We start from the raw sequence: 15991 nt of genomic DNA, 5'->3' as shown, positions 1-15991 counted from the left end.
AGATTGTTGGCGCGAAGGACAGATAAAGACTCAGATCTCGATTTTGCGTCAATATCATTGTGATTTATTGCTATCAGTGTTTGATAGTTTACAAGAGCTCAGTATAATCCCAAGGTTAAAGTCAAGACTTTTACCTCTGCGTAATTATGTGGGTAAAAAGTACACGACAAAAGTCAGGAAACGAAGACGTTGTTGAATATTGCACTGAATGACGAGCGACCAAACACGGATAATAACCGTGGTCGCCAAGAGAAAATCTTGGGTGCGTTATTTTTCGTTGTGGTTGTGACCTTAATTAGTTCTGTTTTGTACTCGGCGATCAGTTGGATGTGGGATGACCAAAGGTTACCTCTCTCCAAAATAGTACTTCAGGGAAAACTGGAGTATGTCCAAGCTGACGATGTGCAGGCTGCATTTAGTCGAATAGATCACATCGGTACATTTATGTCTCAGGATATTGATGTATTACAGCAAAGTGTCGAAGCTCTGCCATGGGTGGCACATGCCGCAATCCGAAAGCAGTGGCCGGATACAGTAAAAGTTTTTTTGACAGAGCATCAACCTGAAGCCATTTGGAATGGCAACGAACTGTTAGATAAAAACGGGTTTGTTTTTGATGGCGATGTGGCTCTGTTACAAGAAGAAAAAGTGAAACTGTACGGACCCAAAGACAGCGGACCAGAAGTCTTACAGACTTACCGTGATTTGAGTCCTAAGTTTCAGCAATTGGGTTTAGCGATATCGTCTCTGGTATTAAACGAGCGACGAGCTTGGCAAATCATCCTTGATAACGGTATTCGATTAGAGCTCGGTAAAGAGTCTCTTCTTGAGCGTATAGAGCGATTTTTTAAGCTCTATAACAAGCTTGGCAGTGACACGCAAAGAATCAGTTATATCGATCTTAGGTACGATACAGGAGCCGCAGTTGGTTGGTTTCCTGAACAAGAGTTAGAAGAGAGTACAGATGACTAAGGCCGCTGATGACAACATTATTGTTGGTCTTGATATAGGCACTGCAACCGTATCGGCTCTAGTGGGTGAGGTTCTACCAGACGGTCAAATTAATATTATTGGCGCAGGTAGTAGCCCTTCACGTGGCATGGATAAAGGTGGCGTGAATGACTTGGAGTCGGTTGTAAAATCAGTACAACGTGCAATTGATCAAGCTGAATTGATGGCCGAGTGCCAAATCAGCCGAGTCTTCATTTCGTTGTCTGGTAAGCATATCGCAAGCCGAATTGAAAAAGGTATGGGCACGATTTCAGATGAAGAAGTGTCTCAAGAAGACATGGATCGCGCTATCCATACCGCAAAATCGATTAAAATCGGTGATGAACAGCGAATCCTTCATGTGATTCCGCAAGAGTTCACCATTGATTACCAAGAGGGAATCAAAAATCCGCTTGGTTTATCTGGGGTAAGAATGGAAGTAAGTGTCCACCTTATCTCATGCCATAATGACATGGCACGCAATATTATTAAGGCGGTAGAACGATGCGGCCTTAAAGTAGAGCAACTCGTATTTTCTGGGCTTGCTGCAAGTAATGCAGTAATCACCGAGGATGAAAGAGAGCTTGGAGTTTGTGTGGTGGATATTGGCGCCGGCACGATGGATGTGGCCATCTGGACTGGCGGTGCGTTACGTCACACAGAAGTATTTTCGTACGCAGGAAATGCTGTAACCAGCGATATTGCTTTTGCTTTTGGTACGCCAGTGAGCGATGCTGAAGAAATAAAAGTCAAATATGGCTGTGCTTTGAGTGAACTGGTCAGTAAGGATGACACGGTTAATGTACCAAGCGTAGGTGGGCGACCATCACGTAGTCTGCAACGTCAAACGTTGTCAGAAGTGATTGAGCCACGCTACTCTGAGCTTATGGGACTGGTTAACCAAACTATTGACTCTGTACAAGCGAAATTGCGCGAAGAGGGTATAAAGCACCATCTAGCTGCGGGAGTTGTACTCACCGGCGGTGCTGCGCAAATGGACGGAGTGATAGAATGTGCGGAACGCGTATTCCGCAATCAAGTAAGGGTCGGCAAACCGCTCGAAGTCAGCGGATTAACTGACTATGTAAAAGAGCCGTACCATTCTACGGCAGTTGGATTACTTCATTACGCAAGAGACATGCAGTCTAGCGACGATAGCGATTATAATGAACCTAAACGCTCATCTGTTACTGGCTTTTTCGATAAATTGCGTAACTGGATACAAAAAGAGTTTTAACCTGAGTTGCAGGATAAACGGAGACAACACATGTTTGAACCGATGATGGAAATGTCTGACGATGCAGTAATCAAGGTCGTTGGGGTTGGTGGCGGCGGTGGTAACGCCGTTGAACACATGGTGCGTGAATCCATCGAAGGTGTGGAATTCATCAGCGTCAACACTGATGCGCAAGCACTTCGTAAGACAAGCGTTGGCAATGTTATTCAGATCGGTGGCGATATCACCAAAGGTCTGGGTGCAGGTGCTAATCCACAGGTTGGCCGTGACGCAGCTCTCGAAGACAGAGATAGAATTAAAGATTCCCTAACTGGCGCCGATATGGTGTTTATCGCAGCTGGTATGGGTGGCGGTACAGGTACTGGTGCAGCACCTGTTATTGCTGAAGTAGCTAAAGAGCTTGGCATTCTAACTGTCGCGGTAGTGACAAAACCGTTCAGCTTTGAAGGCAAAAAGCGTTTGGCGTTCGCTGAGCAAGGTATCGATGAGCTGTCTAAGCACGTTGACTCTTTGATTACGATTCCAAACGAAAAGCTGCTTAAAGTACTTGGCCGTGGTGTCACGCTACTAGAAGCTTTTGCAAGTGCGAACGACGTTCTTAAGAACGCAGTTCAAGGCATTGCAGAGCTAATTACTCGCCCTGGCATGATCAACGTCGACTTTGCGGACGTAAGAACAGTAATGTCTGAAATGGGTCACGCGATGATGGGCAGCGGTATTGCTAAAGGCGAAGATCGTGCTGAAGAAGCGGCTGAAATGGCAATTTCTAGCCCACTTCTGGAAGACATCGATCTAGCGGGCGCTCGTGGTGTTCTTGTCAATATTACTGCAGGTCTGGATATGCGTCTTGACGAGTTTGAGACGGTTGGTAATACAGTGAAAGCATTTGCTTCTGACAATGCAACTGTTGTTATCGGTACTTCTCTAGACCCAGATATGACGGACGAAATCCGCGTAACAGTTGTAGCGACAGGTATTGGCAATGAGAAAAAACCAGATATCACGCTAGTTGCGGGTGGTAAAGCGAAAGTGGCTCCGACGCCGCAGGCTCAACCACAACAGCAAGCGGCGGCAACGCAAGCTGAAGAGAAACCGGCACAAACCTTGCAAAATAATCAAGTGCAAGAGAAGCCACAGGTAACTCCTCAGCCTACAAATACAGTTTCTTCTTCTCCAGCATCGTCGAGCCAAAGCTCTGCGGCTCCGAAGCAAGAGAAGGAAAGTGGTTATTTAGATATCCCGGCATTTTTGCGTCGTCAGGCTGATTAATCTTTAATCCATAAATTTGACATGGCTCAAAATTATGGTAGCATTCACGGTCGACGTTACAGACGGCCGTGTTTTGTAGCAAATTTTTGAGAGGCAAGCAGATGATCAGACAACGTACTCTGAAAGAAATAGTGAAAACAACTGGTGTGGGCCTCCACTCTGGTCGTAAAGTCACGCTTACTCTGCGCCCGGCTGCTGCAAATACAGGTATCATTTACCGTCGTACAGATGTAAACCCACCTGTAGATTTTCCAGCTGATCCAGCTTCTGTTCGTGACACCATGCTATGTACTGCTTTGGTAAACGACGAAGGTGTGCGTATTTCAACTGTAGAGCACTTGAATGCGGCACTTGCTGGTATGGGCATCGACAACATTGTTGTCGAAGTAGACGCACCTGAAATTCCAATTATGGATGGTAGTGCTAGCCCATTTGTATACTTGCTACAACAAGCAGGTATCGAAACGCAAAATGCGCCAAAACGTTTCATCCGTATTAAAAAGCCAGTTCGTTTTGAAGATGGCGATAAATGGGCAGAGTTTGTACCATTTAACGGCTTCCGCATGGACTTCGAAATTGAATTTAATCACCCTGCTATTGAGTCAGACGAACAGCGATTGCTGTTTGATTTCTCTTCAAAAGGCTTCGTTCGTGAAATTTCTCGTGCACGTACGTTTGGCTTTATGCGTGATATCGAATATCTACAATCTCAAAACCTAGTATTGGGTGGTAGTTTCGACAATGCTATCGTATTGGATGATTACCGTATTCTTAACGAAGAAGGTCTACGCTTTGAAAATGAGTTTGTGACTCACAAAGTGTTGGATGCGATTGGTGATCTTTACATGTGTGGTCACCCAATCATCGGTGAATTTCGCGCATTTAAATCGGGTCACGGTTTGAACAACCAACTTCTGCGAGCTGTTCTTGCTGATCAGGAAGCGTGGGAGTGGACTACATTCGAAGAAGAAGTCGGCTCACCAGTAGCATTCGCTGAACCAAATATGGTGCTTGCGTAAATACTCGGCATTAAAATTAATAAAAAACCAGGCTTATGCCTGGTTTTTTGCTATTTAGCTTTAATCTTGGGCTTATTAATAGCATTCGAGCTTTCAGCATATTGAAATAACGGTTACTTACGGTCTTTCTTTTCTGCCATATCGGCCAATCGCTTTAAACGCTCTTGAATTTTAGGCGGTGCCATGTCGGCAATCGTCATCAATGACTTTGCTGCAGATTCTGTTAATGGTGGACGTTTAGGTCTGTCGTCTTGTTCGAAACGATTTCTGTATAATGATGGATTGATCCTCACTTCAACGCTCATCAGTTTGGCAAAGCCTTGAGTACGAAGTTTATTTAGGATCATGAGGCGATCGTAATCGATCTTCATTTTGATCGCGGCACTAGAAACATCGATCAATAGGTGGCCGTTACGAACATTCGCCACCCGGCAATGATCGGCCGTCCCTGTGGGTAAGATCTCTTGCAAAGCTTGGTTAAGCTGTAAGATTTCTCCAGCATGTTCTTGAATCTGCTTGAACTGTGATTCAGCAATAACATCTTCAGTCGAGGTTGGACGGTGATCACGCATAGGTAAAATCTAATTTTGTTGAGATATCAGCTATTCTAGAGCAGCTTTCTATCAAGGTATAGTTTACATTAACGTCTTTCGCTTCAGTTTTACAATGTAGCAAGGTAAAAAGCAAAGTCAGCTTTGAATAAATTACACATATTGTGGTATGCAATATCGTCTAATCAGTCACCACTTTAAGTAAAAACTTCAGAGTGCTTCAAACAAATACGTCTATTTATGGTTGTATCGATGAAAAATCCTTACACTAAGCCACATTGTTTCGAAACTTAGCCTTGAAATATGGATGTTTGAACTCAATATCTTTGATAAATGATTTATCTCAGTATTCTTAGTTCCAAACTGGCAGAGACTGAAGGCATTATGAGTAGATCGGGAACGGTCTGATTAAAGAGAGATTCACGAAAAATGATAACTAAGCTACTGACAAAAGTGATTGGCAGTCGCAACGACCGAACACTGCGCCGCCTTAGAAAAATTGTAAAAGAAATTAATAACTACGAGCCAACATTCGAAGCTCTAAGTGATGAAGAGTTAAAAGCAAAGACGGTTGAGTTCCGTGAGCGCCTAGAGAAAGGTGAAACTCTTGATAAACTACTTCCTGAAGCTTTTGCTACGGTTCGTGAAGCATCTAAGCGTGTCTACGGCATGCGTCACTTCGACGTTCAGCTTATCGGTGGTATGGTTCTAAATGCGGGTCAAATTGCGGAGATGCGTACAGGTGAAGGTAAAACGCTGACTGCAACGCTTCCAGCTTACTTAAATGCTCTTGCTGGTAAAGGCGTTCACATCGTAACAGTGAACGATTATCTAGCTAAACGTGATGCTGAGACGAACCGCCCTCTATTTGAATTTTTAGGTATGACCGTTGGCGTAAACGTGCCAAACATGCCTCCTCAAGAGAAAAAAGAAGCGTACCAAGCTGACATTCTATACGGAACCAACAATGAATTTGGTTTTGACTACCTTCGTGACAATATGGCTTTCCGTAGCGAAGACCGTGTACAGCGTGATCGCTTCTTTGCTGTTGTCGATGAGGTGGACTCAATCCTAATTGATGAAGCTCGTACTCCTTTGATCATTTCTGGTCCTGCTGAAGATAGCTCTGAGCTATACACTCGAATCAACCTTTTGATCCCGCATCTGAAAAAGCAAGATAAAGAAGACTCTGAAGAATACCGTGGTGATGGTCACTACACTGTTGATGAAAAATCAAAGCAAGTATACCTAACAGAAACAGGTCAAGAATACGTTGAAGAACTGTTGGTGAAAAACGGTCTGATGGAGGAAGGTGATACACTTTACTCTCCGGCTAACATCAGCATGTTGCATCACGTGAATGCTGCTTTGCGTGCTCATGTGTTATTCGAGCGTAACGTTGATTACATTGTTACTGATGAAGGTGAAGTGGTCATCGTTGATGAACACACTGGTCGTACAATGCCAGGTCGTCGTTGGTCTGAAGGTCTTCATCAAGCAGTAGAAGCGAAAGAAGGCGTTAAGATCCAAAACGAAAACCAAACTTTGGCTTCTATTACCTTCCAGAACTACTTCCGTTTATACGAAAAACTGTCAGGTATGACAGGTACAGCGGATACTGAAGCGTTCGAATTCCAGTCTATCTATGGTTTGGAAACGGTGGTTATCCCAACCAACAAGCCGATGATTCGTAACGATATGCCAGATGTGGTTTACCGTACTGAAGCAGAGAAGTTTGCGGCAATCATTGAAGATATTAAAGAGCGTGTTGCCAAAGGGCAGCCAACGCTTGTTGGTACTGTGTCGATTGAAAAGTCAGAACTTCTTTCTAACGCATTGAAGAAGGCTAAGATCAAACACAACGTATTGAACGCGAAATTCCATGAGAAAGAAGCGGAAATTGTTGCTGAAGCGGGCATGCCTGGTGCGGTAACTATCGCGACCAACATGGCCGGTCGTGGTACGGACATTGTGCTTGGCGGTAGCTGGCAATCAAAAGTTGAAGCTTTAGAGAACCCAACTCAAGAGCAAATCGATGCGATTAAAGCAGAGTGGAAAGTGGTGCATGACCAAGTGCTAGAAGCTGGTGGTCTACATATCATCGGTACTGAGCGCCACGAATCTCGCCGTATTGATAACCAGCTACGTGGTCGTTCCGGTCGTCAAGGTGATGCGGGTTCATCGCGCTTCTACCTATCTATGGAAGACTCTTTGCTACGTATTTTCACTTCTGATCGTATGGCGAGCCTTATTCAAAGTGGTATGGAAGAAGGTGAAGCTATTGAATCGAAAATGCTTTCTCGCTCAATTGAAAAAGCACAGCGCAAAGTGGAAGGTCGGAACTTTGATATCCGTAAGCAGCTGCTTGAATACGATGATGTAGCGAACGATCAACGTAAGGTTGTCTACGAACTGCGTGACGAGTTAATGAACGTTGAAGACATCAGCGGCATGATCGAGCAAAACCGTGAAGATGTGCTAACAGCGGTTATTGATGAGTACATTCCACCACAGTCACTAGAAGATATGTGGGATGTTGAAGGTCTACAAGAGCGCTTGAAAGCGGACTTCGATCTTGATGCGCCAGTGAAGCAATGGCTTGAAGAAGACGACAAGCTTTACGAAGAAGCATTACGTGAAAAGATCATCAACCTAGCCGTTGAAGTGTACAAAGAGAAAGAGGAAGTGGTGGGTGCACAAGTGCTTCGCAACTTCGAAAAATCGGTCATGCTTCAGACTCTGGATACGCTTTGGAAAGAGCATTTGGCTGCGATGGATCACTTGCGTCAAGGTATCCATTTACGCGGTTACGCACAGAAGAACCCAAAACAAGAATACAAACGTGAGTCGTTTGAACTGTTTGAGGGTCTACTAGAAGCGCTGAAAACAGACGTTATTACTGTTCTATCTCGTGTTCGCGTTCAGCAACAAGAAGAAGTTGAACGTATGGAAGAACAGCGTCGTGCGCAAGCTGAAGAAGCCGCTCGTCGTGCACAAGCGCAACACGCTGCAGCACAAAATCCGCTTTCTGAAGGCGAAGAATCTGAAGAAGGTTCAAATCAACCAATGGTACGTGATGAACGTAAAGTCGGTCGCAATGAACCTTGCCCTTGTGGCAGTGGCAAGAAGTACAAACAGTGCCACGGCAAAATCGACTAATCTGTTAGTCGGATTATTTTTCAAAGAGTCGCTTAGGCGACTCTTTTTTTAAATAAATTCTTTGGCTATCAAATTCCATAAGTTTGATAGGTCAGAAAGTTTTTGAGATGTAGAAGCTCGTTGTCACAATAGTAAAGTACAACGGTCTTGAGAGTTAGGAATCCCCATGAAAAGAATTCACATAGTCGCGGCAATTATTTTTAACCAAGACAAATCAAAGATCTTTATTACAAAGCGTCCTGATGATAAGCACAAAGGCGGGTTTTGGGAGTTTCCGGGTGGCAAAGTCGAGCCGGGAGAAAGTATTGAGCTTGCTATTACAAGAGAACTCGAAGAAGAAGTGGGAATTGAAGTTATTGAGCAAGCCCCTTTTGAACACTTGGAATACGACTATCCAGACAAATCACTCAAGTTTGATTTTATTACAGTATCTCAATTCAGTAATGAGCCTTACGGTCGAGAAGGTCAAGAAGGATGCTGGGTTGAGATCAGCGAATTGGGCGACTACACCTTTCCTGAAGCGAACGTACCTATCTTGGAGCGTGTTGTAAAAGAGTTTGCTTAAGCTCGATGAACTTGCTTGTGGTAACCATAGTATGTTGTTAGTTTAAACAGATTAAGCAAAACGAGAGAGCGAGAGCAAACCTCGTTATCTAGAGAAGGAGAGAAAGCGCAATGGTTCGTATTGCAATCGCAGGAGCAGCTGGCCGAATGGGCCGTAATTTGGTTAAAGCTTCACACCTTAATCCTGAAGCGACAGTGAGCGCGGGATCAGAACGACCTGAGTCTTCACTTGTCGGCGTCGATATCGGTGAACTTTGTGGTGAAGGTAAATTCGATGTGCTCTTAACAGATGATCTTGCTAAAGACGTCGATAATTTTGATGTAATCATCGATTTCACCGCTCCAGTAAGCACATTAGCGAATCTCGAGTTGTGTAAGAAATACGGCAAGAGCATAGTGATTGGGACGACTGGCTTCAGCGATGCAGAGCGTGATCTTATTGATGAAGCAGCCAAGCAAGTGCCTGTTGTGATGGCACCAAATTATTCTGTAGGCGTAAACCTTGTCTTTAAGCTTCTTGAGAAAGCGGCCAAAGTGATGGGGGATTACTGTGATATCGAGATTGTTGAAGCACACCATCGCCATAAAGTTGATGCCCCCTCTGGTACCGCTATCGGAATGGGAGAAGCTATTGCTGGTGCGATGGGTAATAAGCTGAATGATGTAGCTGTCTATGCCCGAGAAGGCATTACTGGTGAACGAACAAAAGATGAGATCGGCTTTGCTACGATTCGCGCTGGCGATATCGTCGGTGAGCATACAGCTATGTTTGCTGATATCGGGGAACGAGTGGAAATAACGCACAAAGCGACTGATCGCATGACGTTTGCTAATGGGGCCGTAAAGGCTGCCGTTTGGTTGAGTGCTAAACCTGCGGGCTTTTATACCATGACAGATGTTTTGGGATTGAATGAACTCTAAATACATAATTATTCGCCGGCGCTAGCCGGCTTTTTTATATCTATAGAATTATTTGTAAATAAAATGATTCTGATAGAGAAGATTTTAGCACTTACTTTTGTTGTGTTTTTGTCTGTTTTGGTTTTGTTTTTAGGTGTAACCGTTAAAAGTGTTCCTGTTTTTGTCTTAGCGAACGTTTGCGTTAAAAACTCATAATTTTTTGTGATCCCTAAAAAGTTCAAATTTGTAAAATTCATTAAACCTCTATCCCTCCCTATGTAATAGCATTCAAAAGTTGTCTTTTTGAGCCTTACTGATTCGAAATGACCTTACTCGCTAGAAATTGATAATTTATTTTTGATTGTAGGTTGACAGGTTTCCAGTCCAACTTTAGAATACCGCCAATTTGTCTGAAATACCTATTTATGTAGATTTTATAGGTAAAGGAAGGCATGTTTGCAGTTTGATTTATTTTTTTTGCATTTTTATTCTGGAGGTTGTCTTGGGTAAATTAGCACTGTTAGTCCTAGAAGATGGGACAGTGTTCCACGGAGTGTCCATAGGGGCAGATGGTATTTCCGTTGGTGAAGTCGTTTTTAATACCTCGATGACGGGGTATCAAGAAATCCTCACTGATCCTTCCTATTCTCAGCAAATCGTCACCCTTACTTATCCTCACATTGGCAATACCGGAACCACTTCCGAAGATGAAGAATCCTCTTCCATTCATGCACAAGGCCTTGTGATTCGCGATCTTCCTCTTATCGCTTCTAACTTCCGTAATGAACAATCCCTCTCTGATTACCTTAAGTCTCAAAATATCGTTGGCATCGCTGATATTGATACGCGAAAGCTCACTCGTATCTTGCGTGAAAAAGGTGCTCAAAACGGTTGTATTTTTGCGGGTAATAACCTAGATGAAGCTTTGGCTCTAGCGAAAGCAAAAGAATTCCCAGGCTTAAAAGGAATGGACCTTGCAAAAGAAGTTACAACGAAAGAAGCGTATCAATGGAAACAAGGTTCGTGGACGCTTGAAGGTGGACTTCCAGAGGCGAAAGATGACAGCGAGCTGCCATACCACGTCGTTGCTTACGACTTCGGCGCAAAACGCAACATCCTACGAATGTTGGTTGACCGCGGTTGCCGCTTAACGGTTGTTCCTGCTGAAACGTCAGCGGAAGAAGTGCTTGCGATGAACCCGGACGGTGTTTTCCTATCAAATGGCCCTGGTGATCCAGAACCATGTACTTACGCGATTGAAGCGACAAAAGTATTCCTAGAAAAAGGCTTACCTATCTTCGGTATCTGTTTAGGTCACCAAATCCTTGCGTTAGCGTCAGGTGCACAAACCGTGAAAATGAAGTTTGGTCACCATGGTGCAAACCACCCAGTAAAAGATTTAGAGCGTAACGTTGTTATGATCACTTCGCAAAACCACGGCTTTGCGGCAGATGAAGCAACGTTACCGGAAAACTTACGTGCTACTCACGTATCGTTATTTGATGGCTCTTTGCAAGGTATTCACCGCACAGACAAGCCAGCATTTAGCTTCCAAGGTCACCCAGAAGCGAGCCCAGGTCCACATGACGCGGCACCGCTATTTGACCACTTTATCGAACTAATCAAAAAACACAGCGCTTAATTCGGAGTAGTAGATAATGCCAAAACGTACTGACATTCAAAGTATTCTAATTCTTGGTGCTGGTCCGATTGTTATCGGTCAGGCATGTGAGTTTGACTACTCTGGCGCACAAGCCTGTAAAGCACTTCGTGAAGAAGGCTACCGAGTTATTCTGGTTAACTCGAACCCAGCAACCATCATGACTGACCCAGAGATGGCTGATGCGACTTACATCGAGCCAATCCAATGGGAAGTGGTACGCAAGATCATTGAAAAAGAGCGTCCAGATGCAGTTTTGCCAACCATGGGTGGCCAGACTGCACTTAACTGTGCGTTAGATTTAGAGAAGCACGGCGTTCTCGCAGAGTTTGGCGTAGAGATGATTGGTGCAACGGCTGATGCAATCGACAAAGCGGAAGACCGTTCTCGTTTTGATAAAGCGATGAAGTCTATCGGCCTTGAGTGTCCTCGCGCAGATACAGCGAAGAGCATGGAAGAAGCTTACAAAGTTTTAGATATGGTTGGCTTCCCTTGTATCATCCGTCCATCGTTCACCATGGGCGGCACTGGTGGTGGTATCGCGTACAACAAAGAAGAGTTCGAAGAAATCTGTCGTCGCGGTCTGGACTTATCTCCGACCAACGAACTTCTTATCGATGAGTCACTAATCGGTTGGAAAGAGTACGAAATGGAAGTCGTTCGTGACAAAGCGGACAACTGTATCATCGTATGTTCAATCGAAAACTTTGATCCAATGGGCATCCACACGGGTGACTCAATCACAGTAGCACCAGCACAGACACTGACCGACAAAGAATACCAGCTAATGCGTAATGCATCGCTAGCCGTTCTACGTGAAATTGGTGTTGAAACAGGTGGTTCAAACGTACAGTTTGGTATCAACCCGAAAGATGGCCGTATGGTTATCATCGAGATGAACCCACGTGTATCTCGTTCTTCTGCGTTAGCGTCAAAAGCGACAGGTTTCCCAATCGCTAAGATTGCCGCGAAACTGGCTGTTGGCTTTACTCTGGATGAACTACAAAACGACATCACCGGCGGTGCAACACCAGCATCATTCGAACCAACTATCGACTACGTCGTAACTAAGATTCCTCGCTTTAACTTCGAGAAATTTGCTGGCGCAAACGACCGTCTGACTACTCAGATGAAATCGGTTGGTGAGGTAATGGCAATTGGTCGTAACCAACAAGAATCTCTTCACAAAGCACTTCGTGGTCTAGAAGTTGGCGCAACTGGTTTTGACGAGATGGTCGATTTAGAAGCACCAGATGCACTGACTAAGATTCGTCACGAACTTAAAGAAGCAGGCGCTGAGCGTATCTGGTACATCGCCGATGCATTCCGAGCTGGCATGTCAGTTGACGGCGTGTTCAACTTGACTCAAATTGACCGTTGGTTCCTGGTTCAAATCGAAGAAATCGTAAAACTCGAAGAGCAAGTCAAGGCGGGCGGCTACGCAGGTTTGACCAAAGAAGTGCTTCGCCAGATGAAACGTAAAGGCTTCTCTGATGCGCGCTTGTCTAAACTGCTAGGTGTCGCTGAAAGTGAAATTCGCCGTGCTCGTGAGCAGTTTGATATTCACCCGGTTTACAAACGTGTGGATACGTGTGCGGCTGAGTTTTCTTCTGACACGGCTTACATGTACTCATCTTACGATGAAGAGTGTGAAGCAAACCCAACAGACAAAGACAAGATCATGGTTCTTGGTGGCGGTCCAAACCGTATCGGCCAAGGTATTGAATTCGATTACTGTTGTGTACACGCATCACTTGCGCTGCGTGAAGACGGTTACGAAACCATTATGGTTAACTGTAACCCAGAAACGGTATCTACTGACTACGATACGTCTGATCGCCTGTACTTCGAACCAGTAACTCTGGAAGATGTACTGTCTATCGCTCGCGTTGAAAAACCAAAAGGTGTGATTGTTCAGTACGGTGGTCAAACGCCACTTAAACTGGCTCGTGCTCTAGAAGCGGCTGGTGTTCCAATCATTGGTACTAGCCCAGATGCTATCGACCGTGCGGAAGACCGTGAACGCTTCCAGGCAGCTGTTGACCGTCTAGGTCTACTTCAGCCAGAAAACGCGACAGTAACAACGATGGAACAGGCGGTTGAAAAATCGAAAGAAATTGGCTTCCCATTAGTTGTTCGTCCATCTTATGTACTCGGTGGTCGTGCGATGGAAATCGTATACGACGAGCAAGACCTGCGTCGCTACTTCAACGAAGCAGTAAGCGTATCGAACGAGTCTCCAGTTCTTCTAGACCGTTTCTTGGATGATGCAACCGAAGTTGATATTGATGCTATCTGTGACGGTGAACGCGTCGTTATCGGCGGTATCATGGAACACATCGAACAAGCGGGTGTTCACTCTGGTGACTCTGCATGTTCACTGCCTGCATACACGCTAAGTCAGGAAATTCAAGACAAGATGCGTGAGCAAGTTGAGAAGTTGGCGTTCGAACTCGGTGTACGCGGTTTGATGAACACGCAGTTTGCTGTGAAAGACAACGACGTTTACCTAATCGAAGTGAACCCTCGTGCTGCTCGTACGGTACCATTCGTATCGAAAGCGACAGGTGCACCTCTAGCGAAAATCGCTGCACGTGTAATGGCGGGTCAATCTCTAGAGTCACAAGGATTTACTAAAGAGATTATCCCTCCTTACTACTCAGTGAAAGAAGTGGTTCTGCCGTTCAACAAATTCCCTGGTGTTGACCCTCTATTGGGCCCAGAAATGCGCTCAACAGGTGAAGTAATGGGTGTTGGTGCAACGTTCGCAGAAGCTTACGCGAAAGCAGAGCTAGGTTGTGGTGCAGTTTACCCTGAAGGTGGTCGTGCGCTACTGTCTGTACGTGAAGGCGATAAAGAGCGTGTTGTTGACCTAGCTTCTAAGCTAGTGAAACTGGGTTACCAGTTGGATGCGACACACGGTACTGCTGTGATTCTGGGCGAAGCGGGTATCAACCCACGCTTGGTAAACAAAGTACACGAAGGTCGTCCACACATTCTTGACCGCATCAAGAACAACGAATACACCTACATCGTAAACACGGCAGCTGGTCGTCAAGCGATTGAAGATTCGAAAGTTCTACGCCGCGGTGCACTGGCAGAAAAAGTGAACTACACAACGACACTGAACGCAGCGTTCGCTACATGTATGTCTCACACTGCAGACGCAAAAGCGTCAGTAACTTCGGTTCAAGAGTTACACGCTAAAGTGAAAGCGAGTCTAGACGCGTAACAGATAAAAATCAGTAAGCTCGTTAGTCAGGGCTTACATGACAACCTCATTGCCCGCTCATTTGAGCGGGCTTTTTTATATCTAGGTTTTTCTAAAATGAAGAGTATTAAAATGTGCTAGGAACGATTGGTATGCTTCGCTTTTGAAGATCATCAAGCTAATTATGGCAAGCAATGTTCCTAAAGATGAAGAAATAGTACTACCACTTGCTACAACAAAGTTGATACTGCAGGTAAGAATGATAAAAGAGATAGTGATTAAGTTTATTTTTGCAGCAATACTTAATCCTTTGCTTATTGTCAGGATGTTTGGAATGCATACAACAACAACCGTAATAGCTCCCAATGTAAGAAGGTAAGTATCTAGAGCAATGTGTTGAGTGAAGGAAAACCAGTCATTCCAAATGCTTAAGCTAATAGCCAGACCAATAGTCAATGCCAAGTATAAACATATACTTAGTGAGATGTTTGCTATGCTAATTGATTTAGTATTCAACTTTCAATTCCTCATAGATTCCAATTGCAAGATTTCTTAACTCTCCCGAATAACCGCTTCCTACTATGCTAATTGAGCCTCCAATTGCATCTAGAAGCTGATGAGAAATGGATGCGGATATTGTTGCTTGTGAATACCTTTTAGGAATTTCTCCTGACAACATTAGCTGTTTACGAGCTTTATTCGAAATGCTCGGAAGGTTTTTACGGATGATTTCTTTAGTTAATCTTGTTCTTTCTTGTCTGTTTAAGCCTTTTAGAATCTCGGGAACGCCTTTCTTAGTGGTTTGCTTAAGAGATTGAACCATTTTTATCGTTTGATATCCGCTAGCGCCCGCTCCAGCTAAGGAGATATAATCTAAAGCTTTAGTTGTATTTTGATACCACTCATTACTGTCTATATCCGATAATTTATCTGGTGATTTAGATACCATACGGGTTCTTGCTACTCCAATAGCACATTGAGCTGTGGCAGCAACAGTAGCGGCGTGTGAGATATAGGACATAGTTACGCCCACAGGACCACTTACTGGTATTGTTAGCCCCGAACCAACTACTCCAATCCAGCCAATCGCTGCACCAATACAGCTAATGCTCGCTGATAGAAGCTCTTGATTGAATCTTGATTTTGATTCTTCCTGTTTTATTTTTTTTGCAAATTCTTGAGATGATTGTAATTTTATCGGTTCTCGTAGAATGATAAAGGTAGGATTGATATGGCATGTGGATTTAAAGTCTCTTAAGCGTACAACGGTGAATTTGTTATCAATATAAATTACACCCGCACCGCTAGTCTCTGGTTTAGCGTCAATAACGTTGAATAGCTGATTAACATTCACTATTTGTTCGATTTTTAAGCGTAATTGCTTTTCTTTTATTGATGGTCGAGTCAGTAAGGCTTCCATTATTTTCGTTT

Annotated in this window: 13 protein-coding genes; 9 read left to right on the top strand and 4 right to left on the bottom strand. The window is 44.3% G+C overall.

What is annotated here, in order from left to right; translation table 11 throughout:
* Positions 1-189 precede the first annotated feature (189 nt).
* The 4 genes from VEA_RS14815 to lpxC all read left to right on the top strand — a co-directional run bounded on the left by VEA_RS14815 (position 190) and on the right by lpxC (position 4515).
* A complete protein-coding gene (locus VEA_RS14815) occupies positions 190-972 on the top strand; it encodes a cell division protein FtsQ/DivIB (RefSeq protein WP_012842151.1) in 783 nt (260 codons plus the stop codon).
* Positions 965-2227, top strand: a complete 1263-nt coding sequence (gene ftsA, locus VEA_RS14810; protein ID WP_012842150.1) for a cell division protein FtsA — start codon at positions 965-967, stop codon at positions 2225-2227. Before VEA_RS14815 ends, ftsA begins: the two co-directional genes overlap by 8 nt.
* A gap of 30 nt (positions 2228-2257) precedes the next feature.
* A complete protein-coding gene (gene ftsZ / locus VEA_RS14805; RefSeq protein WP_012842149.1) occupies positions 2258-3496 on the top strand; it encodes a cell division protein FtsZ in 1239 nt (412 codons plus the stop codon).
* Between the two features lie 101 nt (positions 3497-3597).
* Positions 3598-4515: a UDP-3-O-acyl-N-acetylglucosamine deacetylase gene (gene lpxC / locus VEA_RS14800; RefSeq protein ID WP_005381871.1), complete on the top strand. Its 918-nt coding sequence runs from the start codon at positions 3598-3600 to the stop codon at positions 4513-4515.
* A 113-nt stretch (positions 4516-4628) separates the two neighbouring features.
* Here the strand turns inward: lpxC and VEA_RS14795 are convergent, their stop codons facing one another.
* Entirely contained in the window at positions 4629-5087 is a 459-nt protein-coding gene (locus tag VEA_RS14795; protein ID WP_012842148.1) for a DUF721 domain-containing protein, read from the bottom strand.
* A 408-nt stretch (positions 5088-5495) separates the two neighbouring features.
* On the opposite strand from VEA_RS14795, the gene secA reads away from it, so the two are divergent.
* The 3 genes from secA (at position 5496) to dapB (ending at position 9710) form a co-directional block, all read left to right on the top strand.
* Positions 5496-8225: a preprotein translocase subunit SecA gene (gene secA / locus VEA_RS14790; RefSeq protein ID WP_005396435.1), complete on the top strand. Its 2730-nt coding sequence runs from the start codon at positions 5496-5498 to the stop codon at positions 8223-8225.
* Positions 8226-8391: 166 nt separating this feature from the next.
* Positions 8392-8790, top strand: coding sequence for an 8-oxo-dGTP diphosphatase MutT (mutT, locus tag VEA_RS14785; RefSeq protein WP_005396433.1), 399 nt, complete (start codon positions 8392-8394; stop codon positions 8788-8790).
* Between the two features lie 110 nt (positions 8791-8900).
* Positions 8901-9710: a 4-hydroxy-tetrahydrodipicolinate reductase gene (gene dapB, locus VEA_RS14780; protein WP_006742699.1), complete on the top strand. Its 810-nt coding sequence runs from the start codon at positions 8901-8903 to the stop codon at positions 9708-9710.
* Between the two features lie 8 nt (positions 9711-9718).
* On the opposite strand, the gene VEA_RS24330 is transcribed toward dapB, so the two are convergent.
* Entirely contained in the window at positions 9719-9946 is a 228-nt protein-coding gene (locus VEA_RS24330; protein WP_041852997.1) for a hypothetical protein, read from the bottom strand.
* Between the two features lie 245 nt (positions 9947-10191).
* On the opposite strand from VEA_RS24330, the gene carA reads away from it, so the two are divergent.
* Positions 10192-11331, top strand: coding sequence for a glutamine-hydrolyzing carbamoyl-phosphate synthase small subunit (carA, locus tag VEA_RS14770; RefSeq protein ID WP_012842146.1), 1140 nt, complete (start codon positions 10192-10194; stop codon positions 11329-11331).
* A gap of 16 nt (positions 11332-11347) precedes the next feature.
* Positions 11348-14581: a carbamoyl-phosphate synthase large subunit gene (gene carB / locus VEA_RS14765; protein WP_005381854.1), complete on the top strand. Its 3234-nt coding sequence runs from the start codon at positions 11348-11350 to the stop codon at positions 14579-14581.
* 81 nt (positions 14582-14662) lie between these two features.
* Here carB and VEA_RS24325 read toward each other — a convergent pair whose 3' ends face one another.
* Positions 14663-15076, bottom strand: coding sequence for a hypothetical protein (locus tag VEA_RS24325; RefSeq protein WP_154647402.1), 414 nt, complete (start codon positions 15074-15076; stop codon positions 14663-14665).
* Positions 15066-15980, bottom strand: coding sequence for an Ssp4 family T6SS effector (gene ssp4 / locus VEA_RS14755; protein ID WP_006742697.1), 915 nt, complete (start codon positions 15978-15980; stop codon positions 15066-15068). Before ssp4 ends, VEA_RS24325 begins: the two co-directional genes overlap by 11 nt.
* Positions 15981-15991: the final 11 nt, after the last annotated feature.

The organism is Vibrio antiquarius (assembly GCF_000024825.1).
Taxonomy (GTDB): Bacteria; Pseudomonadota; Gammaproteobacteria; order Enterobacterales; family Vibrionaceae; genus Vibrio; species Vibrio diabolicus.
The sequence above is the reverse complement of the archived record's forward strand: the minus strand, read 5'-3'. Positions and strand labels throughout refer to the sequence as shown.

Excerpts from the sequence above, each read along its gene's own strand:
- carB (WP_005381854.1), top strand. The coding sequence starts at position 11,348 with ATGCCAAAACGTACTGACATTCAAAGTATTCTAATTCTTGGTGCTGGT.
- VEA_RS14795 (WP_012842148.1), bottom strand. The coding sequence starts at position 5,087 with ATGCGTGATCACCGTCCAACCTCGACTGAAGATGTTATTGCTGAATCA.
- ftsA (WP_012842150.1), top strand. The coding sequence starts at position 965 with ATGACTAAGGCCGCTGATGACAACATTATTGTTGGTCTTGATATAGGC.
- lpxC (WP_005381871.1), top strand. The coding sequence starts at position 3,598 with ATGATCAGACAACGTACTCTGAAAGAAATAGTGAAAACAACTGGTGTG.
- ftsZ (WP_012842149.1), top strand. The coding sequence starts at position 2,258 with ATGTTTGAACCGATGATGGAAATGTCTGACGATGCAGTAATCAAGGTC.
- VEA_RS24330 (WP_041852997.1), bottom strand. The coding sequence starts at position 9,946 with ATGAATTTTACAAATTTGAACTTTTTAGGGATCACAAAAAATTATGAG.
- secA (WP_005396435.1), top strand. The coding sequence starts at position 5,496 with ATGATAACTAAGCTACTGACAAAAGTGATTGGCAGTCGCAACGACCGA.
- mutT (WP_005396433.1), top strand. The coding sequence starts at position 8,392 with ATGAAAAGAATTCACATAGTCGCGGCAATTATTTTTAACCAAGACAAA.
- ssp4 (WP_006742697.1), bottom strand. The coding sequence starts at position 15,980 with ATGGAAGCCTTACTGACTCGACCATCAATAAAAGAAAAGCAATTACGC.
- dapB (WP_006742699.1), top strand. The coding sequence starts at position 8,901 with ATGGTTCGTATTGCAATCGCAGGAGCAGCTGGCCGAATGGGCCGTAAT.